Origin of the sequence: Rhodococcus sp. 05-2254-5 (assembly GCF_002258575.1) — a bacterium.
GTDB lineage: Bacteria > Actinomycetota > Actinomycetes > Mycobacteriales > Mycobacteriaceae > Rhodococcoides > Rhodococcoides fascians.
Map to the genome: position 1 here is coordinate 1 of NZ_NOZG01000013.1, position 22,660 is coordinate 22,660.

General features: G+C 64.5%; 26 protein-coding genes. 18 read left to right on the forward strand and 8 right to left on the reverse strand.

Features of this window, described 5'->3' with window-relative positions; all coding sequences use genetic code 11:
• Window positions 1–124: 124 nt before the first annotated feature.
• Complete coding sequence (gene dapD, locus CH278_RS09955) at window positions 125–1,078, reverse strand: 2,3,4,5-tetrahydropyridine-2,6-dicarboxylate N-succinyltransferase (protein ID WP_032383853.1); 954 nt, start codon at window positions 1,076–1,078, stop codon at window positions 125–127.
• 204 nt (window positions 1,079–1,282) lie between these two features.
• Between dapD and CH278_RS27440 the strand changes: the two genes are divergently transcribed.
• From CH278_RS27440 to CH278_RS09985, 6 genes are all read left to right on the forward strand, one after another.
• Complete coding sequence (locus CH278_RS27440) at window positions 1,283–1,426, forward strand: hypothetical protein (protein ID WP_155288421.1); 144 nt, start codon at window positions 1,283–1,285, stop codon at window positions 1,424–1,426.
• 69 nt (window positions 1,427–1,495) lie between these two features.
• Window positions 1,496–2,416, forward strand: a complete 921-nt coding sequence (locus tag CH278_RS09965) for an SMP-30/gluconolactonase/LRE family protein (RefSeq protein ID WP_256991854.1) — start codon at window positions 1,496–1,498, stop codon at window positions 2,414–2,416.
• Window positions 2,417–2,426: 10 nt separating this feature from the next.
• Window positions 2,427–3,512: a succinyl-diaminopimelate desuccinylase gene (gene dapE / locus CH278_RS09970; protein WP_032365377.1), complete on the forward strand. Its 1,086-nt coding sequence runs from the start codon at window positions 2,427–2,429 to the stop codon at window positions 3,510–3,512.
• 10 nt (window positions 3,513–3,522) lie between these two features.
• On the forward strand, window positions 3,523–4,293 hold the full coding sequence (locus CH278_RS09975) for a TIGR00730 family Rossman fold protein (protein WP_051365252.1): 771 nt from the start codon (window positions 3,523–3,525) through the stop codon (window positions 4,291–4,293).
• Complete coding sequence (locus tag CH278_RS09980; protein WP_230074810.1) at window positions 4,290–4,853, forward strand: TIGR00730 family Rossman fold protein; 564 nt, start codon at window positions 4,290–4,292, stop codon at window positions 4,851–4,853. The genes CH278_RS09975 and CH278_RS09980 overlap by 4 nt, the downstream gene beginning before the upstream one ends.
• 91 nt (window positions 4,854–4,944) lie before the next feature.
• Complete coding sequence (locus CH278_RS09985; protein ID WP_094621818.1) at window positions 4,945–6,720, forward strand: long-chain-acyl-CoA synthetase; 1,776 nt, start codon at window positions 4,945–4,947, stop codon at window positions 6,718–6,720.
• On the opposite strand, the gene CH278_RS09990 is transcribed toward CH278_RS09985, so the two are convergent.
• Window positions 6,710–7,354, reverse strand: a complete 645-nt coding sequence (locus tag CH278_RS09990; protein ID WP_051365251.1) for a TetR/AcrR family transcriptional regulator — start codon at window positions 7,352–7,354, stop codon at window positions 6,710–6,712. The two genes, CH278_RS09985 and CH278_RS09990, sit on opposite strands and share 11 nt — an antisense overlap.
• Window positions 7,355–7,408: 54 nt before the next feature.
• Between CH278_RS09990 and CH278_RS09995 the strand changes: the two genes are divergently transcribed.
• From CH278_RS09995 to CH278_RS10025, 7 genes are all read left to right on the forward strand, one after another.
• Complete coding sequence (locus CH278_RS09995) at window positions 7,409–7,846, forward strand: ester cyclase (RefSeq protein ID WP_051365250.1); 438 nt, start codon at window positions 7,409–7,411, stop codon at window positions 7,844–7,846.
• Complete coding sequence (gene folP / locus CH278_RS10000; RefSeq protein ID WP_027498058.1) at window positions 7,843–8,703, forward strand: dihydropteroate synthase; 861 nt, start codon at window positions 7,843–7,845, stop codon at window positions 8,701–8,703. Before CH278_RS09995 ends, folP begins: the two co-directional genes overlap by 4 nt.
• Window positions 8,700–9,629: a glucosyl-3-phosphoglycerate synthase gene (locus tag CH278_RS10005; RefSeq protein ID WP_032390322.1), complete on the forward strand. Its 930-nt coding sequence runs from the start codon at window positions 8,700–8,702 to the stop codon at window positions 9,627–9,629. The genes folP and CH278_RS10005 overlap by 4 nt, the downstream gene beginning before the upstream one ends.
• Before the next feature lie 55 nt (window positions 9,630–9,684).
• A complete protein-coding gene (locus tag CH278_RS10010; RefSeq protein WP_052055088.1) occupies window positions 9,685–10,098 on the forward strand; it encodes a DivIVA domain-containing protein in 414 nt (137 codons plus the stop codon).
• Window positions 10,095–10,703, forward strand: a complete 609-nt coding sequence (locus CH278_RS10015; RefSeq protein ID WP_032365379.1) for a DNA-3-methyladenine glycosylase I — start codon at window positions 10,095–10,097, stop codon at window positions 10,701–10,703. The genes CH278_RS10010 and CH278_RS10015 overlap by 4 nt, the downstream gene beginning before the upstream one ends.
• Window positions 10,704–10,799: 96 nt before the next feature.
• The gene (locus tag CH278_RS10020) at window positions 10,800–10,967 is read left to right on the forward strand and encodes a DUF3117 domain-containing protein (RefSeq protein ID WP_008714277.1); all 168 of its coding nucleotides are present in this window, start codon (window positions 10,800–10,802) and stop codon (window positions 10,965–10,967) included.
• 142 nt (window positions 10,968–11,109) lie between these two features.
• On the forward strand, window positions 11,110–11,988 hold the full coding sequence (locus tag CH278_RS10025) for a putative RNA methyltransferase (RefSeq protein ID WP_094621819.1): 879 nt from the start codon (window positions 11,110–11,112) through the stop codon (window positions 11,986–11,988).
• Here the strand turns inward: CH278_RS10025 and glgA are convergent.
• Window positions 11,958–13,121 carry a glycogen synthase gene (gene glgA, locus CH278_RS10030; RefSeq protein WP_027498054.1) on the reverse strand — a complete coding sequence of 388 codons (1,164 nt, stop codon included), beginning with the start codon at window positions 13,119–13,121 and terminating at the stop codon, window positions 11,958–11,960. The two genes, CH278_RS10025 and glgA, sit on opposite strands and share 31 nt — an antisense overlap.
• 76 nt (window positions 13,122–13,197) lie before the next feature.
• On the opposite strand from glgA, the gene glgC reads away from it, so the two are divergent.
• A complete protein-coding gene (glgC, locus tag CH278_RS10035; protein WP_027498053.1) occupies window positions 13,198–14,412 on the forward strand; it encodes a glucose-1-phosphate adenylyltransferase in 1,215 nt (404 codons plus the stop codon).
• Window positions 14,413–14,484: 72 nt separating this feature from the next.
• Here glgC and CH278_RS10040 read toward each other — a convergent pair whose 3' ends face one another.
• Window positions 14,485–15,096: an O-methyltransferase gene (locus CH278_RS10040; protein WP_032365496.1), complete on the reverse strand. Its 612-nt coding sequence runs from the start codon at window positions 15,094–15,096 to the stop codon at window positions 14,485–14,487.
• Between the two features lie 239 nt (window positions 15,097–15,335).
• On the opposite strand from CH278_RS10040, the gene sigE reads away from it, so the two are divergent.
• The 4 genes from sigE to tatB all read left to right on the forward strand — a co-directional run bounded on the left by sigE (window position 15,336) and on the right by tatB (window position 18,378).
• On the forward strand, window positions 15,336–15,962 hold the full coding sequence (sigE, locus tag CH278_RS10045; protein WP_045840779.1) for an RNA polymerase sigma factor SigE: 627 nt from the start codon (window positions 15,336–15,338) through the stop codon (window positions 15,960–15,962).
• A 16-nt stretch (window positions 15,963–15,978) separates the two neighbouring features.
• A complete protein-coding gene (locus CH278_RS10050; protein WP_094621826.1) occupies window positions 15,979–16,305 on the forward strand; it encodes a hypothetical protein in 327 nt (108 codons plus the stop codon).
• Window positions 16,306–16,389: 84 nt separating this feature from the next.
• A complete protein-coding gene (locus CH278_RS10055; RefSeq protein ID WP_094621820.1) occupies window positions 16,390–17,895 on the forward strand; it encodes a S1C family serine protease in 1,506 nt (501 codons plus the stop codon).
• An 18-nt stretch (window positions 17,896–17,913) separates the two neighbouring features.
• Window positions 17,914–18,378 (forward strand): Sec-independent protein translocase protein TatB, encoded by a 465-nt coding sequence (tatB, locus tag CH278_RS10060; protein WP_032365382.1) that lies wholly within the window; start codon window positions 17,914–17,916, stop codon window positions 18,376–18,378.
• Between the two features lie 160 nt (window positions 18,379–18,538).
• On the opposite strand, the gene CH278_RS10065 is transcribed toward tatB, so the two are convergent.
• The 4 genes from CH278_RS10065 to CH278_RS10080 all read right to left on the reverse strand — a co-directional run.
• Window positions 18,539–19,312 (reverse strand): amino acid ABC transporter ATP-binding protein, encoded by a 774-nt coding sequence (locus CH278_RS10065; RefSeq protein ID WP_094621821.1) that lies wholly within the window; start codon window positions 19,310–19,312, stop codon window positions 18,539–18,541.
• Entirely contained in the window at window positions 19,309–20,766 is a 1,458-nt protein-coding gene (locus CH278_RS10070) for an amino acid ABC transporter substrate-binding protein/permease (RefSeq protein ID WP_094621822.1), read from the reverse strand. Before CH278_RS10070 ends, CH278_RS10065 begins: the two co-directional genes overlap by 4 nt.
• Window positions 20,767–20,858: 92 nt before the next feature.
• Window positions 20,859–21,995 (reverse strand): Mrp/NBP35 family ATP-binding protein, encoded by a 1,137-nt coding sequence (locus CH278_RS10075; RefSeq protein WP_094621823.1) that lies wholly within the window; start codon window positions 21,993–21,995, stop codon window positions 20,859–20,861.
• Window positions 21,996–22,065: 70 nt separating this feature from the next.
• A partial coding sequence (locus CH278_RS10080; RefSeq protein ID WP_094621824.1) for a lytic transglycosylase domain-containing protein occupies window positions 22,066–22,660 on the reverse strand: 595 nt, incomplete at its 5' end.

Here is a 22,660-nt window from a genome sequence, read left to right on the forward strand (position 1 = left end):
ATCCCACGCCCGAGCAGGCCCCCACATCGCATAGGCCCCTCGAACGCACACCAGCCCCGCACCGAGAACACGGTGCGGGGCTGGAAGAGATTGTCCGACTGATCGATTGGAGTCGATCGTGCTCTCAGTCGTTGGCGTGCAACGCAGCGTTCAGCTCGACGCCGGTGCCCTTCCACGGCACAACCTCGACCGCACCCGAGAGCGAGTTACGACGGAACAGGAGGTTGGACTTGCCGCTCAGCGTCGCCGCCTTCACCACAGTTCCATCCGGTCCACTGACCTTCGTTCCGGCGGTGATGTACAGCCCCGCCTCGACGACGCAGTCGTCACCGAGTGAAATGCCGAGTCCGGAGTTGGCACCGAGCAGGCAGCTCTTGCCGACGGAGATGACGTTCTTGCCGCCACCGGACAGCGTGCCCATGATCGACGCACCGCCGCCCACGTCGGAACCGTCACCCACCACGACGCCCGCGGAGATGCGTCCCTCGACCATCGAGTTACCGAGCGTGCCTGCATTGAAGTTGACGAAGCCCTCGTGCATGACCGTCGTTCCACTGGCCAGATGAGCACCAAGGCGCACACGGTCGGCGTCGGCGATGCGGACGCCGGTGGGAACGACGTAATCGACCAGGCGCGGGAACTTGTCCACGCCGTAGACGGTTACCTGGCCGCGGGCACGTAGCTTCGCACGCACAGTCTCGAAGCCCTCGACCGCTGCGGGTCCGAAGTTGGTCCAGACGACGTTGGCGAGCAGTCCGAACAGTCCGTCGAGATTCTGACCGTGCGGCTCGACCAGGCGATGCGACAGCAGATGCAGTCGTAGGTACGCGTCGTGGGCGTCGATCGGAGCATCGTCCAGAGATGCGATGTTGGTGCGCACTGCGACGACCTCGACGCCGCGCGCCTCGTCCGCACCGACCAGCGCGGCCAGCTCCGCGGGGATGTCGGATCCTTCGAGCCGAGTCGTGCCGGCCTCGAGATCGGACCCGAGCTCCGGGCTCGGAAACCAGGTGTCGAGAACTACGCCCGATGTCGTGATGTTGGCAATACCTACTGCTGTTGCTCCCTGTGCACTCACGGCTCGAAGAATACGCGGTGGTGCGTCGTGCGTGGTTCGGTGACTGGGCGCCGCAGGTTCCCAGGTGATTTCCGGGCACACCGACCGGCGGTAGTCGCCGGTTCGGTCACGACGGCGGTTCGTTATCCGTTCGGCTGACGAGCGTGACCACATCGGGATTCGCGGAGACCGGCCCGGGGCCCGTGGGCTGACAGAGTGACGACAATGACCACCCGCAGGATTTCGCTCGGAAGAGGAGCAGTGTCGATGATGGCCGACGGGATGTCGTTCACCGGGTTGGTGGCAACCTTCGCTTCGACCATCATTCTCGGAGTCGCTTTCGGCTTGGTTGTCGCCGAGGCGTGGTAGAAATGCCCATCGGCTGACAGGGGATCGCCGTAGGCGGGGGATTCCATGAGATCGAGCAGGTCAATAGCTATGCGTTCGATAATCTCGGTGGTCGCTGCAACACTCCTGGCGGTGACCGGTGTGGTAGCCGGTTCCGGTACCGCAGCCGCCGCACCCAACTGCGCCGGAGTCGGTGGGAAGTCGGCAGAGGTCGCGAAAATTCCGGGGGCTGCGCTGGAGGGCCTTGCCGTCGATGGGTCGGGCCGCGCGTATGTCACCGATATCGTCTCGGGCCGGGTGTACCGCATCGACGCACCTGGACAGCCCGCGTATCCCATTGCGAAGGTTCCCAGCGGCGGCGGCGGAGCTCTGGCGTGGATGCCCGACGGGACGCTCCTGGTCGGCTACGGTGCCGATCCCCGTGTATTCGTCGGAGACGTCGTCAAGGCCGCCGGCATCGTTCGACTCGACATCGACACCCTTGCCGTCACTCCCTTTGCGAAGGGACTCAGTGCAGCCAACGGACTCGCCGTTGCTGCGGACGGAACCGTCTACGCTACCAACGACTTCGGTTCGCTCATCGGCCGCATCAGCCCCGACGGTTCTGTCGACCCGAGCTGGGCGCGCTTGCCGAGCGCCAACGGCGCGGTGCTCGATTCCGCTGGGAAATATCTCTACGTCTCTCGGACTTTCGTGAACGCGGGCGTCAGTCGAATTCCGATTGCAAATCCGTCGGCACCGGAAGACCTGCTCGATCTGAAGGGGCTCGACTCGTTGGCTGCCCCGGACGGTCTCACTCTCGACGCCGCCGGCCGTCCGGTGGTACCGCTCAATGCAGGCGGTTCCGTCGTCCGCATCGATGCTCCGGGGGTCACCTGCGTGATCGGTACCGGCACTCGGTTGACCAGTGTCGTCTCCTACGGTCGCTCCGAGCAGGGGTTTTCGAGCGGAAGATTGTTCGGCGCAGGCTTCGACGGCGTGGTCCGCGAGATTCCGGGGCCCAAAGCCTAGGGTTGTCGCCGTGACGCTCGATTTGCATGCCGACCCGATAGACCTCACCGCAGCGCTGGTGGACATCCCCAGTGTCAGTGAGGACGAGGCGCGTATCGCCGACGAGGTGGAGCAGGCACTTCGCGAGCAGACCACGGGCTTCGAGATAATTCGGAGCGGCAACGCCGTCCTGGCCAGAACCAACCGCGGGCTGGGTTCACGGGTGATGCTCGCCGGTCATCTCGACACCGTGCCGATAGCCGACAACGTCCCGTCGAGGCGCGAGCACGAGAGCGCCGAGGGGGACATCCTGCACGGCTGCGGGACCGTCGACATGAAGTCGGGCGATGCGGTGTTTCTTCACCTCGCCGCAACGATCGACAACCCGGCACACGACCTGACTCTGGTGTTCTACGACTGCGAGGAGATTGCTGCCTCACGCAACGGTCTCGGTCGCATCGAACGTGAGCTACCCGAATGGCTGAACGCCGACGTCGCGATTCTGGGCGAACCGTCCGGCGGGTTCATCGAAGCCGGTTGCCAAGGCACACTGCGTGTTCGGCTGACGGCGTCGGGAACCCGAGCGCACAGTGCCCGATCCTGGCTGGGCGACAACGCCATTCACAAGTTCGGTGCGGTGCTCAATCGGCTGGCGGCCTACCACGCTCGCAGCGTCGATATCGATGGATGTGTATATCGCGAAGGGCTGCAAGCAGTTCGGATCGCAGGCGGGGTGGCGGGCAATGTGGTCCCCGATGCCGCCGAGCTCGACGTCAATTTCCGTTTCGCACCGGACCGCAGTGTCGACGAGGCCGTCGAGCATGTTCGTGAGGTGGTCGACGGACTCGATCTCGGGTTCGAGGTGACCGACTCGTCACCGGGTGCGCTGCCCGGTCTGAACCAGCCTGCTGCCGCTGCGCTCATCGAGGCAGCGGGAGGGCAGTTCCGGGCCAAGTACGGCTGGACCGACGTCTCCCGGTTCTCGGCCCTCGGCATACCCGCGGTCAACTACGGACCGGGCGATCCCAACCTCGCCCACAAGCGCGACGAGCGCGTCCCGGTCGAACAGATCACCCACGTCACACAGGTTCTACGGAGCTACCTCTCCGCCGGATAGCCTGAACGCCATGAACAGCGTCGAGGGTCCCAGTGGTTTCGAACAGATCGGCAGCGAAAAGCCTGCCAAACACAAGGGATCCGTCGTACTTCGCCGCGGTCGAAACACCGAGACGTCCACGTCGGACCAACGATTGCTCGACGAACGCGGATCCGGCAATTGGATCCACTCGGACACCTGGCGCGTGCTGCGCATTCAGAGCGAATTCGTCGAAGGTTTCGGTGCTCTGGCCGAGGTGCCGCGAGCGGTGACGGTGTTCGGTTCGGCGCGCACACCCGTCGACCATCCCGAATACGAGCGGGCGCGTGAACTCGGAGCTGCCCTGGCGCGTGAAGGCTTCGCCGTGATCACCGGCGGCGGTCCCGGTGTGATGGAGGGCGCGAACCGCGGCGCGAGCGAGGCCGACGGGTACTCCATCGGACTGGGCATCGAGCTGCCGTTCGAGCAGGGCCTCAACGACTGGGTCGATCTCGGTGTCAATTTTCGATACTTCTTCGTGCGCAAGACCATGTTCGTCAAGTACTCCCAAGCGTTCGTGTGCCTGCCCGGAGGCTTCGGTACTCTCGACGAACTCTTCGAGGCGCTCACACTCGTGCAGACCGCGAAGGTCACACGATTCCCGATCGTGTTGCTGGGCAAGGACTTCTGGTCGGGATTGCTCGACTGGATCAAGACCACTCTCGTGAAAGAAGGCAAGGTGTCCGAGAAGGACCTCGACCTCATCCATTGCACCGACAGCGTCGACGAGGCCGTCCGCATCGTCCGGGAGGCCCAGCAGTGAGCGTGCAGCCGGTCGGCGTTTCGGGGATCAGCGTGTGTGTCTACTGCGCATCGGGACCGGTCGACGCGTCGTTCATCGATCTGGCGCGTGAGGTCGGTACCGAGATCGGTCGACGTGGTTGGCAGCTGGTGTCGGGCGGCGGCAACGTCTCGATGATGGGCGCGGTGGCCGCGGCGACACGCGCAGCCGGAGGCAACACCGTCGGTGTCATCCCGAAAGCGCTCGTGCACCGCGAGGTCGCCGACGTCGATGCCGACGAGTTGATCGTCACCGACACGATGCGTGAGCGGAAGAAGATCATGGAGGACCGAGCCGACGCGTTCATCACGTTGCCCGGCGGCATCGGAACGCTCGAAGAACTGTTCGAGACGTGGACGGCCGGCTATCTGGGCATGCACAGCAAGCCGATGGTGATGCTCGATCCGTTCGGGCACTTCGACGGCCTGATGCAGTGGATCGACGGTCTGAGCTCCACCGGGTTCGTGCAGCAACGAGCCCTCGACGCGCTCGTGCGCACCACTTCTGTCGACGAGGCCCTGGACGTGTGCGGCGCGTTGTGAAAGTTCACCAACCGAGCCCGCCTGACGAAGTGCTGGAAGTTGTTACTCTCTAGTAGGGTTAGTTATCTCACATCGTCTCAAAGGGGAGCTCATGGCTGTCGATGCCCGTCAGAAAATCGGAGTGACCGACCTCGCGGTCGCGTTGCCGAAAATGGTGACGGAGGTGCCGAGCCTGCTCAAGGGGCTGGCGGGCTTCACCCGCAAGCCGGACCAAAAGGTCTCCATCGGACTGATTTTCCAGGACGCGGCAGCCAAGAACAGCAGTCGACCGTTCGTCCGTTTCGAGGGTGAGTCGATCTCCTACAAGGACGCGAACGCGCTGGTCAATCAGTACGCCGCAGTGTTCACCGACCGGGGGGTCGTACGCGGCGACGTCGTCGGTGTGCTGAGCAAGAACCGCCCCGAGGCGCTGTTCGCGGCGCTGGCTGCCGTGAAGCTCGGTGCCACCGCAGGCATGCTCAACTACAACCAGCGCGGCGACGTGCTCGAGCACAGCCTCGGAATTCTCGAAGCGAAGGTGCTGGTCCTCGACGAGAACGCGCAGGAAGCGCTGGATTCTCTGGACGGCGAGCCCAAGGTTGGGTCGGTGTTGCCGCTGAAGGAGCTCGGCGAGCTGGCCGCGAAGGCGTCGACGGCCAACCCGTCGGTCACCGCGGAGATCCAGGCCAAGGAGAAGGCGTTCTACATCTTCACCTCGGGAACGACGGGCATGCCCAAGGCCAGCCTGATGAGCCACTTCCGTTGGCTCAAGTCGATGTCGGGCCTGGGCAACATGGGCGTGCGACTGCGCGGCGACGACGTCATCTATTGCTGCCTTCCGCTCTATCACAACAACGCGCTGACGGTGACGCTGTCCTCGGTGCTCGCCGGCGGCGCGACGATGGCCATCGGTAAGCAGTTCTCGGTGAGCAACTTCTGGGAAGACATTCGCGTCAACAAGGCCACGGCGTTCACCTACATCGGCGAGCTCTGCCGGTACCTGCTCACGCAGCCGAAGAAGGATTCCGACCGGGACAATTCGGTCAAGCTGATCGTCGGCAACGGACTGCGACCGGAGATCTGGGAGGAGTTCACCGAGCGATTCGGTATCTCCCGCGTCGCGGAGTTCTACGGTGCCAGCGAATGCAACATCGCCTTCATCAACGCACTGAACATGAAGAAGACCGCCGGAATCTGCCCGTTGCCGTATGCCGTGGTGCAGTACGACGAAGAATCGGGCAAGGCCAAGCGCGGCCACGACGGCAAGCTCCGCAAGGTCGGCAACGGTGAAGTGGGCCTGCTGCTGTCCAAGATCACCGACCGGGCCCCGTTCGACGGGTATTCCGACGACAAGGCCACCGAGAAGAAAATGGTGCGCGACGGGTTCAAGGACGGTGACGCGTGGTTCGACACCGGCGACCTCGTTCGCAAGCAGGGCTGGATGCACGTCGCATTCGTCGACCGACTGGGAGACACTTTTCGCTGGAAGGGCGAGAACGTCGCCACGACCCAGGTCGAGGGTGCACTCGGTAGCCACCCGGCAGTGGACGGTGCCGTCGTCTACGGCGTCGATATCGAGGGTGCCGACGGCAAGGCCGGTATGGCTGCGGTGACCCTGCGCGACGGTGAGTCCTTCGACGGCAAGTCGTTCGCCGAGCACCTCTACGACAAGCTGCCGACCTACGCGGTGCCGCTGTTCGTACGCATCGTCGACAGCCTCGAGCAAACCTCGACGTTCAAGAGCCAGAAGGTCGCTCTACGCAAGCTGGGGTTCCAGGAAGACGGTGACAGCGAACTCCACGTGCTGCGCGGCAAGTCCGGTGGCTACGAGAAGTTCTACGACGGCTACGTCGACGAGGTTGCCGCCGGCAAGGCCCCTAAGGGGTAACCAGCAAGCTCGAGGCGAGGGTGGCCTCGAGCCATCGTGCGTAGCGGTCGGTCGTCCAGCCCGACCGCTCGCACAACATTCGGTGCATTTCGGGGCTGGTCAGGGCCCAGATGGTGGTTCCTGCCGTTTCGAGGTCAACGGCCAGATCTCCACGTGCCCCGATCCACTCGGCGATCTGCATCATCGCCGATCTGCGTTGTCGGTCCTGGATATCGCGTCGTAGTGCTGCGATGTCCTCGTCGACGGCAGCCGCGCTGAGCAAGATGTCGTCGACCGCTCTGATTCGCGCGACCTGTTCGGCGATTCCTGACGCGAACATGCGGAGCTGCGTGCGTTGATCGAGTTCGTCGCGCACGGCCGATGCTGATGAGCGCTGCATGATCGGCGTCGGGTCGGTGTCTCCGCCGATGTCCAGATCCACCATTTCTCTGAGCAGCGTGCGCTTGTTCTTGAAGACGTGGAAGACGGTGTCCGCCGAGACACCTGCCGCGGCGGCGATCGACGGGACCGAGGTTGTGCCGTATCCGTGGGCGAGGAAGAGTCCGCGCGCGGCCTCGATGATGCGGAGTCGGGTGCCTTCGGCCTGCTGTTGCCGCACGGCGGAGTTGTAGGTCCTCTTGACGTTTTCGGTCATCGGGTCGAGTATATGCATATTGATCCGAGTGCCACTTGAACGAATCGGAGCGTCATGGATATCCAACAGGCGAAAGATCGAGTTGGACGGGTCTTCGAGGACGGATTCGGGCGGGGTGATCTCTCGACGGTGGATGCAGCACTCGCGCCGAGCGCTGTCGACCGGCACGCTTTCGGACAGGACGAACCGGATATGGCGGCACACCTCAAAGGCGCGATCGCGATGTTCCGTTCTGCGATGCCCGACCTGCGCGTGACGATCGGTGATCTCTTCGGGGAAGGAGACCGCATCGCCGCGCGGGTCGAGATGGAGGGAACCCATACGGGCTCGCCTCTGTTCGGCGTGCCATCCTCGGGGCTGTCCGTTGCGCTCGAACAGTTCCACGTCATCGAGCTCGACGCCGACGGACGTGGTGCCCGGCACTGGGCGAATGTGGGTGCCGACACCATCGCGCTCGGGCACCTCCGCCGAAATGCCACTATGGATGAATGAGCACTCTGTGCGGTAAGCCGGTCGCCGACGATCGAGCTCTGGTCATGGCGATCGTCAATCGCACCCCGGACTCGTTCTACGACGGGGGCGCGAATTTTTCCGACGATGCAGCGATGGCGTCCGTGCACAGGGCTGTCGCCGAGGGTGCCGACATGGTCGATATCGGCGGCGTCAAAGCAGGCCCCGGTGATCTCGTCGACGCGGCGGAGGAGATCCGCCGCGTCGTGCCGTTCGTCGAGGCCATCCGGGATGCGTATCCGGATCTGTTGATCAGTGTCGACACCTGGCGTAGCGAGGTTGCTCGCCTGGCCTGCGGGGTGGGAGCCGATCTGATCAACGACACCTGGGCCGGAGCCGATCCCGAGTTGGTGCGCGTCGCCGCTGCCGAAGGAGTCGGGATCGTCTGCTCGCACACCGGCGGTGCCGTTCCGCGGACCCGCCCGCACCGGGTTCGGTACACCGACGTCGTGGCCGATGTGGTCGCGGAAGTCACCGCAGCTGCCGATAACGCGGTCGCGGAGGGGGTGAAGAAGGATTCGATTCTGATCGATCCGACCCACGATTTCGGGAAAAACACCTATCACGGGCTCGAGTTGTTGCGTCGCGTGGACGTTCTTGTAAACACCGGGTGGCCTGTGCTCATGGCGCTGAGCAACAAGGACTTCGTAGGCGAGACTCTAGGGGTAGAGCTCGCCGACCGGTTGGAGGGAACATTGGCAGCGACAGCATTGGCCGCAGCAGGCGGAGCCCGGATGTTCCGGGTGCACGAGGTTGCGTCGACCAGAAGAGTCGTCGACATGGTGGCAGCGATCCAGGGACGACGAACCCCGGCGCGGACGGTCAGGGGGCTGGCATGACACTGGCCGATCGAACGGACATGACCCGAATGTGGTCCGAGACCAACAGCTGGGACACCCCCGAATGGACCATCGCCGAGCTCGAGGCCGCCAAGGCGGGCCGCACGGTGTCCGTGGTGCTTCCGGCGTTGAACGAGGAACAGACGGTGGCTGCCGTCATCGACACCATCCACCCGTTGCTCGGTGGCCTCGTCGACGAACTGATCGTGCTCGACTCGGGCTCGACCGACGAGACGGCAGTGCGCGCGAAAGCGGCCGGTGCCCGTGTCATCAGTCGCGAGGAGGCAGTACCGGGGCTCGATCCGGTACCGGGCAAGGGCGAGGTGCTGTGGCGATCGGTCGCGGCGTCGACGGGTGACCTCATCGCCTTCGTGGATTCCGATCTGATCAATCCCGATCCGGCCTTCGTCCCGAAATTGCTCGGCCCTCTGCTGATGGGCGACGGCATTCATCTCGTCAAGGGTTACTACCGACGTCCACTTCGCGTCAGTGGCACCGAGGACGCCAACGGCGGTGGACGCGTCACCGAGTTGGTGGCTCGACCCTTGCTCGCGGCGCTGCGCCCGGAGTTGACCGGCGTGATTCAGCCGCTGGGCGGGGAGTACGCGGGCACTCGTGAGTTGTTGTCCGCGGTGCCCTTCGCGCCCGGTTACGGCGTCGAGATCGGCCTGCTTCTCGACACGTACGACCGGCTCGGTCTGCAGGCCATCGGACAGGTGAACCTGGGAGTGCGAAAGCATCGCAATCGGCCGCTGGTCGAACTCGGGGCAATGAGTCGGCAGATCGTCGGAACGATGCTGAACCGGTGCGGCATGGTCGATTCCGGTGCCGGACTGATGCAGTTCCGCGTGGCAGGGGATTCGTTCGAGCCGTTCTCGACCGAAGTGTCGTTGGCCGATCGACCGGCGATGAACTCGCTGATCTGACCGACCACCAGGTGCGTCCGGCCGACGTGTCGGACAGCCGTGACAAGATCGTGGCATGTTGACGCTGTTGATCTACATCATCGTCATTGCAGTCGTCGCTGCGGCGTTGTTCTTCATCGCCGCAGCGGTGTTCGGTCGCGGTGAAGAGCTGGGGCCGTTGCCCGAGGGAACCACCGCAACAGTGCTGCCGGCCGAAGGAGTCACTGGTGCCGATGTGCGCGCGTTGAAGTTCCAGCAGACGTTGCGGGGTTACAAGCCCAGCGAAGTCGACTGGGCTCTCGAGCGCCTGGGCGGCGAGATAGACATGCTGCGGTCACGGCTGTCCGCGGCGCAGGAGTCAGGTTCTCGATCCCCGCTGTCGGGGCAGCCCGGCAGTGCGGGCTTCACGGATAGTTCTGGCCTCACCGACAGTGCCGGCCTCACGGATAGTTCGGGCGTCACAGGCACGGTCGAGTCGGACGAACGGTGAGCGCAGTCGCGGGGCCGGACGGCAAGCTGCGCTGCCCGTGGGGTGCCACCGACGACGAGCTGTATCGCACCTATCACGACACGGAGTGGGGGCAGCCGCTGCACGGCCGCAATGAGCTCTACGAGCGCCTGTGTCTGGAAGCGTTCCAATCGGGCCTGGCGTGGATCACGATCCTGCGCAAGCGGGAAAGCTTCCGCACTGCTTTCGCCGGGTTCGATCCCGACGCAGTGGCCCGCTTCGACAACGCCGATGTGGAGCGATTGATGAGCGACGCGTCGATCGTGCGGAATCGGCTCAAGATCGAGGCGGCGGTGAGCAACGCTCGCGCGATCATCGACCTCGACGACACCGATCTCGACACTCTGCTGTGGTCTTTCGCGCCGGAGCCCAGGTCACAGCGGCTCACGGAGTTCACCGACGTGCCCGCGTCGACACCCGAATCGACGGCGTTGGCCAAAGAGCTCAAACGCCGCGGGCTACGGTTCGTCGGTCCGACTACCGCCTACGCATTGATGCAGGCCACCGGAATGGTCGACGATCACCTGTCGAGGTGTTGGGTGCAGGTCACGAATACCGACTCAGGTTCCCCCCATCGACGGCGATAGGGAAGAATGGCACAGGACACTCCGTCGCCCCGCGACGAATTTATCTTTTAGGCCGAGGCGCCGAGCAGGTGGGCGCAGATCTGGAGGGAGCAGAGGATGGCGGCGATGAAGCCCCGGACCGGGGACGGTCCCCTCGAAGCAACCAAAGAGGGACGAGGAATCGTCATGCGTGTCCCGCTCGAGGGGGGCGGCCGTTTGGTCGTCGAATTGACCCCCGACGAGGCCGCGGCACTCGGTGACGAACTGAAGGGCGTCACCGGCTGATCGCCACGTCGATCGATCATCGCTCAGCCCCGCTCGCCGCACCGGCCAGCGGGGCTTTGTGTTGTCATCAGCGGTGTTGTGATCGGCAGGTCGTTTCCGGGGGAGTGCCGGAGAATCTGTCTCGATGTGAAAGAGGTGCTCGATGCTGACCGACGTCGTCGATCTGCTGGTCTGCCCACAGTGCCGCGTCCGTGAGGTCGAGTCTGGCCTGGGTCTCGGTGAGACCGATCGAAGTCTGTGGTGCGATCGTGGTCATTCGTTCGACGTGGCCCGGCAGGGGTACGTCAGCCTGTTGACAGGTGACGGCGGCAAGTTCACCGGTGATTCGGCCGAGATGGTCACAGCCCGTGAGAAGTTCCTCGGTGCCGGTCATTTCGAGCCCATCGCGGCGGCGGTGTCGGCGGCTGTTCCGCCCGAGTCGGACGTGGTCCTCGATGTCGGGGTCGGCACCGGGTATTACCTCGCAGGTGTCCTGGACGCGCATCCGGCCGCGCTGGGGGTCGGGGTGGACGTGTCCAAGTTCGCGGCACGCCGAGCCGCGCGGTCGCATCCGCGGCTCGGGTGCGTCGTCGCGGACATCTGGAGCGGGCTACCGATTCGGGCGGGTGCCGTGTCTGCGGTGACGTGTGTGTTCTCGCCGCGCAATGCCGGTGAACTGCACCGAGTTCTCGGCGACGACGGCACGTTGGTGGTCGTCACGCCGACGTCGCGGCATCAGCGAGAACTGCGCGGGCCGCTGGGGCTGATCGGCGTCGAAGAGGACAAGACCCGTCGGCTCGGTGAGTCGCTGTCGGGTCTGTTCGGGTCGGTGGCCGAGACCCCGCTCGAGTACTCGATGATGCTCTCGCACAACGACATCGAGGAACTCATCGGGATGGGGCCGTCGATTCGGCACGGTGACCCCGGCGCGCGGTCCGCGGCGTTGAAGGATTTGCCCGACACCGTCCCGGTCACCGCGTCGGTGACGGTGTCGACTTACCGAAAGATCTCTCAGCCCCGACGCGCCAGCGCGTCGTTGTAGACGGCGAGGGTCTGTTTCGCGATCGACGCCCACGAGAATTCGGCAACGGCCCGCTCGCGGCCGGCCTTGCCCATCGCCGTCGCCAGTGCGGGGTCGAGAGCGACCTCGTTGACGGTGTCGGCGAGGGTTCGCTCGAAGACGTCGGGCTCGTACGAGTTGTAGTGCACCAGCCGTCCGGTGCGGCCGTCGTCGACGACCTCGGGGATGCCGCCGACGTCCGACGCCACGACCGCGGTTTCGCAGGCCATCGCCTCGAGGTTGACGATGCCGAGTGGCTCGTACACCGATGGGCAGACGAATACTGCTGCGGCGGAAAGGATCTGGCGAATCTTGTCGGTGGGGAGCATGTCCTTGACCCAGAAGACCCCGCTGCGTTGCTCGGCCAATAACGCCACTGCGCGTTCGGTTTCTGCGGCGATCTCCGGAGTGTCGGGCGCGCCCGCGCACAGGACGAGCTGAATCGACGGATCGAAATGGTGTGCCGCGGCGATGAGGTGACCCACGCCCTTCTGCCGAGTGATGCGGCCGACGAACGCGACGATCGGCTTGCTGGGATCCACCCCGATCTCGTCGAGAGTCGACGTGCCGTGATCTGCGTACCACCGCTCGGTGTCGATCCCGTTGCGCACCACGTGGACTCGACTCGGGTCGAGGCGCGGATAGGCGTCGAGCACGTCTTTGGCCATGCCCTCGCTGACGGCGATGACGGCGTCGGCGTATTCCACCGCGTTCTTTTCCGACCACGACGAGATGCGGTAACCGCCGCCCAGCTGTTCGGCCTTCCACGGCCGTCGCGGCTCGAGCGAGTGGGCGGTGAGGATGTGCGGTACGCCGTACAGTTCTGCCGCGAGGTGACCGGCGAGGCCGGTGTACCAGGTGTGCGAATGCACCACGTCCGCTCCCGCTGCCGCGTTGGCCATCCGCAGTTCCGCCGACAACGTCGTCAGTGCTGCGTTGGCTCCGGCGAGTGCCGGATCGGGATCGTGCACCTGTGCGGTGTCGCGCGGAGCTCCCATGCAGTGGATGTCCACCTCGCACAGCGACTTCAGCTGCGCGGTCAACTCCGTGACATGAACTCCTGCGCCACCGTAGATCTCCGGCGGGTATTCCTTGGTCATCATCGCTACTCGCACGTGAACGAACCTACATTCCCCGGCAGTTGTGCGTGTACTGGTAGCAAGGTTCTCTCGGTGCGGATAGGTTGGGTGGGTGAGGACACAACCGCACGTACTAGGGATTGTGCTTGCAGGCGGAGAGGGTAAGCGCCTTTACCCGATGACCGCGGACCGAGCCAAGCCAGCCGTTCCCTTCGGGGGCGCCTACCGACTCATCGACTTCGTGCTGAGCAATCTCGTGAATGCCGGTTACCTCCGGCTCTGCGTGCTGACTCAGTACAAGTCCCATTCCCTGGACCGCCACATCTCGCAGACGTGGCGACTGTCGGGTTTCGCCGGGGAGTACATCACTCCGGTCCCGGCACAGCAGCGTCTCGGCCCCCGGTGGTACACCGGCAGCGCCGACGCCATCTTCCAGTCGCTGAACCTGGTGTACGACGAGGACCCCGAGTACATCGTCGTCTTCGGTGCCGACCACGTGTACCGAATGGATCCGGAGCAGATGGTGCAGCAGCACATCGACTCCGGAGCGGGCGTCACCGTCGCGGGTATCCGGGTTCCACGTAGCGAGGCATTCGCGTTCGGCTGCATCGACTCGGACGAGAACGGCAAGATCACCCAGTTCCTGGAGAAGCCGGCGCAGCCGCCCGGGACCCCCGACGACCCGGACGTCACGTATGCGTCGATGGGCAACTACGTGTTCACCACCAAGGTGCTCGTCGATGCCATCAAGGCGGACTCCGAGAACTCCGACTCCGACCACGACATGGGCGGCGACATCATCCCGGCGCTCGTCGAAGCAGGCGTGGCCTCGGTCTACGACTTCAACGACAACGTCGTTCCCGGTGCCACCGAACGCGATCGCGGCTACTGGCGAGACGTCGGCACCATCGACGCCTTCTACGACGCCCACATGGACCTCGTGTCGGTGCATCCCATCTTCAATCTCTACAACCGCCGCTGGCCCATCCGCGGATCGGCCGAGAATCTGCCGCCCGCCAAGTTCGTGCAAGGCGGCCTCGCTCAGGAATCCGTCGTCGGTGCCGGCTGCATTCTCAGCGCCGCCACCGTCCGCAACTCGGTACTGAGCTCGAACGTCATGATCGACAGCGGCGCGACCGTCGAAGGCAGCGTCCTGATGCCCGGAGTCCGGATCGGCAAGGGTGCCGTCGTTCGGCACGCGATCCTGGACAAGAACGTCGTCGTCGGTGACGGCGAAATCGTCGGAGTCGATCTCGAACGCGATCGGGAACGCTTCAACGTCAGTGCCGGGGGAGTCGTCTCCGTCGGTAAGGGCGTCTGGATCTAGAGCAGAGCCTGCGGCATGTGAGTGGAAATTCGTAGCGTGCTACGAATTTCCACTCACATGCGGCGCAGCCGCTCACGCTCTGGACGCGCAGATCAACCCGTCGCCCAGAGGGAGCAGCACCGTCGTCAGGCGCTCGTCCTCGGCGATGGCACGCGCGGCCGATCGAACGGCCACCGCAGTCGCGTCGCGCTGAGTCGGGTCGGCAACCCGGCCACCCAGCAATGCGTTGTGCAGCACCAGAACTCCGCCGGGGCGTAGCAACCGCACACTCTCGGCGACGAAGTGCGGATGGTCCGCGGGACTGGCGTCGATGAAGACCAGATCGTAGGTGTCGTCGGCCAATCGGGGGAGCACGTCCAACGCCCAGCCGTTGATCAGCCGAGTGCGGGACGGCGCGATTCCCCCTGCCCGGAATGCTTCTCGCGCTGCCCGCTGGTGTTCGGGCTCGGTGTCGATGGTAGTCAGCACACCGTCCGCTCGCATCCCGTCGAGCAACCACAGGCCGCTGATTCCCGCGCCCGTTCCGATTTCGACGACCGTCTTCGCGCCGAGCATCTGAGTGAAGATGCTCAGGATGGCACCGACGGACGGTGGCACCGGAGCGGCACCGAGGTCGACGGCTCGCTCTCTGGCTGCGATCAGAACCTCGTCCTCCTGAGCGGAGTCTTCGGCATAAGCGAGCATCTTCTCGGCGTTGGTCGGCACGTCCCGAGGTTATCGTGCCCGGGGCTCGATCTCACGCACACATTCTCAGGTGGGCCTCAGGTGATTCATACCGGACCCACACGCGGGTCGGTCAGGCTATGGAGGAATCGCAGGTCCGTCTCGATTGCGAAGTGTGAGCTGGAACATCCGAGGGTAGTCGTCGGTTGCATCAGAAGGACGTACGCAGTCCTGAGCAGGAGGATCCAACTATTTACAAGATCAACGGCGATCGCGACATCGCTCGTCTACCCGAGTCCGTGCCCACCCCCGACGACCTCAGCGGCACCGCAGTGTTCGATGCGACCGGCGAGAACTCCACCATGCCGTCCTGGGACGAGCTCGTTCGCGAACACGGCGACCGCGTCTACCGACTCGCGTACCGCCTCTCCGGCAATGCCCAGGACGCCGAGGACCTGACTCAGGACACCTTCATCCGCGTGTTCCGCTCCCTGTCGAACTACCAGCCGGGAACGTTCGAGGGCTGGCTGCACCGCATCACGACCAACCTGTTCCTCGACATGGTTCGTCGCCGCAGCCGTATCCGCATGGAAGCACTGCCCGAGGACTACGACCGCGTTCCGTCGGACCGGCCCAACCCCGAGCAGATCTACCACGACGCTCGCCTCGACCCGGATCTGCAGTCTGCGCTCGATTCGCTGGCACCCGAGTTTCGCGCCGCAATCGTGTTGTGCGACATCGAAGGACTGTCGTACGAAGAGATCGGTGCGACACTGGGCGTCAAGCTCGGAACGGTTCGTAGTCGCATTCACCGTGGCCGTCACGCGCTACGGGAGTACCTTCGAGTGCACGGGAAGGTCGACTCGGGTCACGCAAGTGTCCACTAGCTACGAGGAGGGTTGGATGACGCAGGCACGCAAGCCTCGGCAATTCAGCTCCACCGAACATCTGGCCAGTGAAGCCGTCGCAGCCTACGTCGATGGTGAACTACGAATGCCCGCCCACCTCCGCGCCGCTCACCACCTCTCCGAATGCCCGGAATGCTCGGCCGAGGTCGAGGCGCAGCAGCAGGCGCGTCGAGCGCTCCGCGGAGCAGGCGAGATGTCGATGCCACATTCGCTCCTCGGTTTGCTGAGCCAGATTCCGTCCTGTGTAGGCGAAGACGGGCCCGCTCGATCCAAGCGGTCGTTCATGGCGTCCGTCGAGGCCGTGCGCCGTCGTCGACGCTGACCGCCGCGTTTTCTGCCCGACGAGTCCTCACCTGCATCGAGCTGCCCCGACCGCTCGAGTGATACTGAACTCTCACACCGACGTATGCGAGGGGTAACCGGACGCGTGACATCGAATTCGACCAGCACCGAGACCACAGGCACAGCAGACGAAGGTCCACGGTTGCCGCCGCGTCCGGTCCATCGACCCACCGTCGATCCGGTGTCGGCCTCGGTGTTCGGACGTCCCGATGACATCGGCGGTTCGTTCTCCCCACGTCGCCCCGACGAACAACTGCCTTCCCGGCTGTCGGTCCGGCCGCCGGACCCCGTCTTGGCCGAGGCCTTCGGACGTCCCGACGACGCCACCGAGTCATTACAGCGCGACCCCGACGCCGTCGACGAGTCCGACGCCGGCCCCCAGGTTCCGGCCGATCCGTGGCGTGATCCCGCGTCCCGAGTGTCGCTGGGCGGCGCGGCCCTCGACACCCCACCACCTCCTGTACTCCCTCCTGGAACCAAGCTCGGCGTGCGCGACGTCTTGTTCGGGCGATCGGTATCCGTGCGGGCGCTCGTCGTACTCGGTATCCTGGCCCTCGTCATCGGCTTGGTCGGTGGTCTGTTCGGCCGGCTGACCGCCGAAGTGACCGGCGCTCTGACCAGTCAGAAAGTGACACTGACTCAGTCCAGTGGCGACGACGTCCCACGCGGCCAGATCAGCAAGGTGGCCGACGCGGTCCTGCCGTCGGTCGTCTCGATTCAGGTAACACTCGGCGAGACCGGAGGCACCGGCTCGGGCGTCGTGATCGACGCCGACGAGGGCTACATCGTGACCAACAATCACGTGATCTCGCTCGCCGCATCCGACGAGGACAAGTCGACTCTCGAAGTCACCTTCTCCGACGGCACCAAAGTGCCAGGACGCATCGTCGGCCGCGACACCAAGACCGACCTCGCCGTACTCAAGACCGACGTCGGCAACCTCACCGAGGCTCAGCTCGGACGCTCCGACGATGTCCGCGTCGGCCAGGACGTCATCGCCGTCGGGTCACCGCTCGGTCTGAACAAGACGGTCACCTCGGGCATCGTCAGTGCGCTCGACCGCCCCGTCGCGCTGTCGGGGGAGGGCACCGACACCAACGCCGTCATCGACGCGGTACAGACCGACGCAGCCATCAACCCGGGCAACTCCGGTGGCCCCCTCATCGACTTCGAAGGTCGCGTCATCGGCATCAACTCCGCCATCCGAAGCGAGAGCGGCGGATCGGTGGGACTGGGCTTCGCGATACCCGTCGACGAGGTCACCGAGGTGGCGCAGGCCCTGATTCGGGACGGCGTCATGCGGCACCCGGATTTCGGGATCAACGCGCGTTCGGTGATCAACGAAACCTCGGCCGGCGCAGAAGTCGCCAACGTCCGGGCCGGTGGGCCGGCCCAGCAAGCCGGAATCGTCGAAGGGGACGTCATCACCAAGGTCGGCGACCGCTCGGTGGGGGACGCGGACGAGCTCGTCGTCGCGGTGCAGGAAACCACGATCGGCCAGGCGGTGCCGGTGCAACTCGTCCGCTCCGGACGGCTGGTGGACCTGTCCGTCACGCCGGTTTCCGACTGACGACGTAGGCTGGCACCCGTGTTCGGCAACATCGGTTGGGGAGAGCTCGTCATTCTCCTCGTAGCAGCTCTGGTCATCCTCGGCCCGGATCGTCTCCCCGGTGCCATCAGCTGGGTGTCGAAATCGCTCCGCCAGGTCAAGGACTACGCCAACGGCGCGAGCCAACAACTCAAGGACGAGCTCGGCACCGACTTCGAGGACCTGCGTAAGCCCCTCGCCGACCTCAACCAACTCCGCGGCATGACACCCCGAGCCGTGATCACCAAACACCTGCTCGACGGCGACGACTCGGTCTTCAAGAACCCGCTGGACGACACCTTCAAGGGCAAGCCCTTCGACACCAAGCCCAAGAACATGGGCGGACCGACGCCGCAGAACGGCGTGTCCTCGGGCAGTACATCCGGGGGTGGAGTGTCGATGAGCAAGAACGAGCCGAAACTCGCGGCCGGCGATACCCCGCCCATCGACGCGGACGCCACGTAGGCATAGCCCCAACCGGCCCGACGAACCACCCAGTCTGCAGGCTGCGCCCGCCCGACCGCTGCGCCCCCCGTCGGATGAATGTGGGATTCAGTCGCTCTGAGTGCAACAAAGGCGCATTGATCCGCGGCGGGGCGGGCGGCAGGAGTGGGCGCGCCAGGGGCTAGAGCACCTTGTTCAAGAAGTCCTGGGTGCGGGGGTTCTGCGGGTTCCCGAACAACTCGTCGGGTGTTCCCTCTTCGACGATGACGCCCTCGGCCATGAAGATCACTCGATCCGCGACCTCACGCGCGAAGCCCATTTCGTGGGTGACGACCACCATCGTCATACCGCCCTTGGCGAGGTCGCGCAGTACCTGCAGAACTTCGCCGACCATTTCGGGGTCCAGGGCGCTGGTGGCTTCGTCGAACAGCATGATCGACGGGTTCATGGCCAGTGCCCGCGCGATGGCGACGCGCTGCTTCTGTCCACCGGAGAGGTTGGCCGGCTTGTAATCGGCCCGCTCGGACAGTCCTACCTGTTCGAGCAGCTGCAGGGCAGCGTCCTTGGCCTGCGACTTCGACATCTTCTTGGTCTCGACGGGTGCGAGCATGACGTTTTCGAGGGCTGTCATGTGTGGGAAGAGGTTGAAGTGCTGGAACACCATGCCGATGTTCTGGCGCACCTTGTCCAGGTCCACGTTCTTCGCCGTCAGGTCGGTTCCGTCGACGACGACCGATCCGGCGGTGATGTCTTCCAGCTTGTTCAGGCAGCGTAGGAACGTGCTCTTGCCGGAGCCGGACGGTCCGATCACGCAGACCACTTCACCGTTGGCGATCTCGGCGTCGATGCCCTTGAGAACCGTGTTGTCGCCGAACGCCTTCTGCAGGGCCTTGATCGAGATCTTCGTTCCCGGACCTCTGTCGACCGGCAGGTCTTTGGTCAGTTCGGTGCTCATTTGTTGATCCTCTTCTCGAGCCGGTTCGACAGCTTGGTGAGAGCCATGATGATGATGAAGTACAGGACGCCGACGATGAGCCACATGTTGAACGACTCGAAGTTGCGAGCGATGATCAGACGACCGGTCTGCGTCAGCTCGGCGAGGCCGATGACCGAGAGCAGCGAGGTGTCCTTGAGCGTGATGACGAACTGATTGATGTACGACGGGATCATCGTGCGAATTGCCTGGGGCATCACCACTTTTCGCATCGACTTGAGGTAGCTGATGCCGAGGCTGCGGGACGCCTCCATCTGGCCCTTGTCGACGGCGAGGATGCCGCCGCGGACGATCTCGGCCATGTACGCACCGGCGTTGAGCGAGAGCGTGATGATGCCTGCGGTGAACGCCGACATCTGGAAGTTCAGTGCCGCGGGTACGCCGAAGTAGATGAAGAATGCCTGCACCAGAAGTGGTGTGCCACGGAAGATGTCGACGTAGGTGGTACCGATGCCGCGGAGCACGATGTTGGTCGAGACGCGGAACAGGCCGAAGATCCCGCCGAGTACCAACGCGATGGCGATGGAGATGACGGTCAGCACGATCGTGAGCCACAGACCCTTGAGCAGCAACTGCCAGCTGCTGGCGATCAGGCCGGGGATGGAGGTGTCGGCGGTGGACGCGTCGGCGTTGAGGTAGGTGTCGAGAATCTCGTCGTACTGGCCGTTGGCGCGCAGGTTTTCGAGGCCGGTGTTGAACTGGTCGAGCAACTGGGCGTTGGTGCCCTTGGCGACGGCGAATCCGTAACTGGCACCGGCTTCTTTCTCGGTGACCGTCTTGAAGCCGTTGCCCTGGGTGATGCCGTAGGCGAGCACCGGGTAGTCCTCGAAGGCCGCTGCGGAGTTTCCGGTACGCACTTCCTCGAACATGGTCGCGGAGTCGTCGAAGCTGCGGATGGTGAAGCCGTACTGATCGGCGATCGACGTCGCGAACGTCGCACCCTCGGTGCCGTTCTTGACCGCGACCGACTTACCGCGCAGGTCTTCGTAGCCCTTGATCTCGTCGTTCGAATCCAGAATTGCCATCTGGACGCCGGAATCGAAGTACGGATCGGAGAAGTCGAAGGTGGCCTTGCGCTCGTCGGTGATCGACATGCCGGCGATCATTCCGTTGAACTGGCCGCTGGTGACGCCCTGGAGTGCGGTGTCGAATCCGACCTGCTCGACGGTGTAGTCGAAGCCCTGGTCGACGGCGATGGCCGCGAGCAGGTCCATGTCGATTCCGACGAGTTTGCCTGTCTCGTCCTGAAATTCGAAGGGCGCGAACGTGGTGTCTGTCGCGATCGAATAATTCTGGGCAGGCGGGGCAGGTTGTGCCGACGCCAGCGCGGGACCGAGTACTGATCCCAGCAGGGTTATCAGCAGTGCGATCAGTACCGGAACGACGACCGGCCTGACCCGATGCGGCTTCTTCATGAAGGCCACTCTCTATCGACAGTAGGATTGAAGGCAAATCATAAGGCTCCAACCCTGTCTCCCGCGTCGTTTGTCGGGTATAAGCGCCTGCCTTACAGTTTCCGGGTCGTGTCGATTCCCAGCGACATTCCCACCAGTCCGCGCTCGCGTACCGCAAGCTTTGCGGCGACCGACTCGAGTGCTTGTGCTGCAGGCGAATTCGGGTCGCTCAGTACAATCGGCGTGCCGGCGTCGCCGCCCTCGCGGACGGCGGTGTCGAGCGGAATCTGGCCCAGCAGAGGCACCTTTGCACCCACGGCCTTGGTGAGGCGATCCGATACGTCCTGTCCGCCACCGGATCCGAAAATATCCATGCGGGTACCGTCGGGCAGCTCGAGCCAAGACATGTTCTCCACGACGCCCGCGACGCGCTGACGCGTCTGCAGTGCGATCGCTCCGGCGCGCTCGGCGACCTCGGCAGCGGCTTGCTGAGGGGTGGTGACCACGAGGATCTCTGCGTTCGGAATCAGTTGTGCGACAGAGATTGCCACGTCGCCGGTGCCGGGCGGAAGATCGAGGAGGAGCACGTCCAGGTCGCCCCAGAACACGTCGGCGAGGAATTGCTGCAAGGCCCGGTGCAGCATGGGTCCGCGCCAGACGACCGGGGTGTTGCCCTCGGTGAACTGAGCGATCGAGATGAACTTCACGCCATGCGCCTGCGGCGGCATGATCATCTTCTCCACCTGCGTGGGTCGCGCGTCGTTGCCGAGCATGCGGGGAACGGAATGGCCGTAGATGTCGGCGTCGAGCACACCCACCGACAGGCCGCGGGCGGACAGGGACGCGGCAAGGTTGACCGTCACGCTGGACTTACCCACGCCGCCCTTGCCCGACGCCACCGCGTACACGCGCGTCAGCGATCCGGGTTGCGCGAAGGGAATGACCGGCTCGGCGGAATCGCCGCGCAGGGACTTGCGCAGTGCGGTGCGTTGCTCGTCGTTCATCACGTCGAGTTCGACCGTCACGGTGCCCACACCCTCGACGTCGGCGACGGCGTTCTTCACGCGATCGCTGATCTCGGTCTTCATCGGGCAACCGGAGGTCGTCAAGTAGATGCCGACGCCGACGGCTCCGTCGGCGGCGATGTCGATGCTCTTGACCATGCCGAGGTCGGTGATGGGTTTACGGATCTCGGGGTCGATGACCTTCGTCAGCGCGGTCCGAACGTCGGATTCGGTCAGTACAGCCATTGCTTCATGCTAGGCGGTGCGCCGACTCCCGATGAACAGCAGGGCAGCTCGATCTAGTGCTGCGTTGAATTCAGTGAATCCGCGGCAGCTGGTCCGAGGAGGGCACGATGCCGGTGGCGTAACCGGCCGACCATGCGAGCACGTTCGCCACGTAGGCCATCGAATTGTTGTAGCGCAGGATTGCTCGGGTGGTCGAGGCCAGGTCGCGGGCGTTGGTGCCGTCGTCGCACAGGTACATACCGGTGGCCAGGGCCGCGTCGTACAGGTTCTGTGGGTCGGAGACTCCGTCGCCGTTGCCGTCGGCGTGGTAGAGGTTCCACGTAGAGGGCAGGAATTGCATCGGGCCGACTGCGCGGTCGTACTGGGTGTCGCCGTCGAGCGCGCCGCCGTCGGTGTCACGAATCACCTGATTGCCGGCGAGGGTGCCGTTGAGAACCGGCCCGAGAATGGGCTCGTGCAGTTCGCCCGAGTCGTCGACCTTGCCGTTGTTGGCGTGGGTGGACTCGACGCGGCCGATGCCGGCGATGACGGTCCAGCTGATGCCGCAGCCGGGCTGCTGCTGGGCCAGGATGCGCTCGGCGTTCTTGTAGGCGGAGACGTTGACGACCGGGATCGCGATGGGGCTGACAGCAAGGTTGGTGGGCAGCTCGGGTGTGGGCCAGACA

Coding starts and splice junctions, on each gene's coding strand:
- CH278_RS27440 (WP_155288421.1), top strand. CDS start 1,283: ATGACCACCCGCAGGATTTCGCTCGGAAGAGGAGCAGTGTCGATGATG.
- CH278_RS09965 (WP_256991854.1), top strand. CDS start 1,496: ATGCGTTCGATAATCTCGGTGGTCGCTGCAACACTCCTGGCGGTGACC.
- CH278_RS09975 (WP_051365252.1), top strand. CDS start 3,523: ATGAACAGCGTCGAGGGTCCCAGTGGTTTCGAACAGATCGGCAGCGAA.
- CH278_RS09985 (WP_094621818.1), top strand. CDS start 4,945: ATGGCTGTCGATGCCCGTCAGAAAATCGGAGTGACCGACCTCGCGGTC.
- CH278_RS09990 (WP_051365251.1), bottom strand. CDS start 7,354: ATGACCGAAAACGTCAAGAGGACCTACAACTCCGCCGTGCGGCAACAG.
- CH278_RS09995 (WP_051365250.1), top strand. CDS start 7,409: ATGGATATCCAACAGGCGAAAGATCGAGTTGGACGGGTCTTCGAGGAC.
- folP (WP_027498058.1), top strand. CDS start 7,843: ATGAGCACTCTGTGCGGTAAGCCGGTCGCCGACGATCGAGCTCTGGTC.
- CH278_RS10005 (WP_032390322.1), top strand. CDS start 8,700: ATGACACTGGCCGATCGAACGGACATGACCCGAATGTGGTCCGAGACC.
- CH278_RS10010 (WP_052055088.1), top strand. CDS start 9,685: ATGTTGACGCTGTTGATCTACATCATCGTCATTGCAGTCGTCGCTGCG.
- CH278_RS10020 (WP_008714277.1), top strand. CDS start 10,800: ATGGCGGCGATGAAGCCCCGGACCGGGGACGGTCCCCTCGAAGCAACC.
- CH278_RS10025 (WP_094621819.1), top strand. CDS start 11,110: ATGCTGACCGACGTCGTCGATCTGCTGGTCTGCCCACAGTGCCGCGTC.
- CH278_RS10040 (WP_032365496.1), bottom strand. CDS start 15,096: ATGCTCGCTTATGCCGAAGACTCCGCTCAGGAGGACGAGGTTCTGATC.
- CH278_RS10050 (WP_094621826.1), top strand. CDS start 15,979: ATGACGCAGGCACGCAAGCCTCGGCAATTCAGCTCCACCGAACATCTG.
- CH278_RS10055 (WP_094621820.1), top strand. CDS start 16,390: ATGCGAGGGGTAACCGGACGCGTGACATCGAATTCGACCAGCACCGAG.
- CH278_RS10065 (WP_094621821.1), bottom strand. CDS start 19,312: ATGAGCACCGAACTGACCAAAGACCTGCCGGTCGACAGAGGTCCGGGA.
- CH278_RS10070 (WP_094621822.1), bottom strand. CDS start 20,766: ATGAAGAAGCCGCATCGGGTCAGGCCGGTCGTCGTTCCGGTACTGATC.
- CH278_RS10075 (WP_094621823.1), bottom strand. CDS start 21,995: ATGGCTGTACTGACCGAATCCGACGTTCGGACCGCGCTGACGAAGGTC.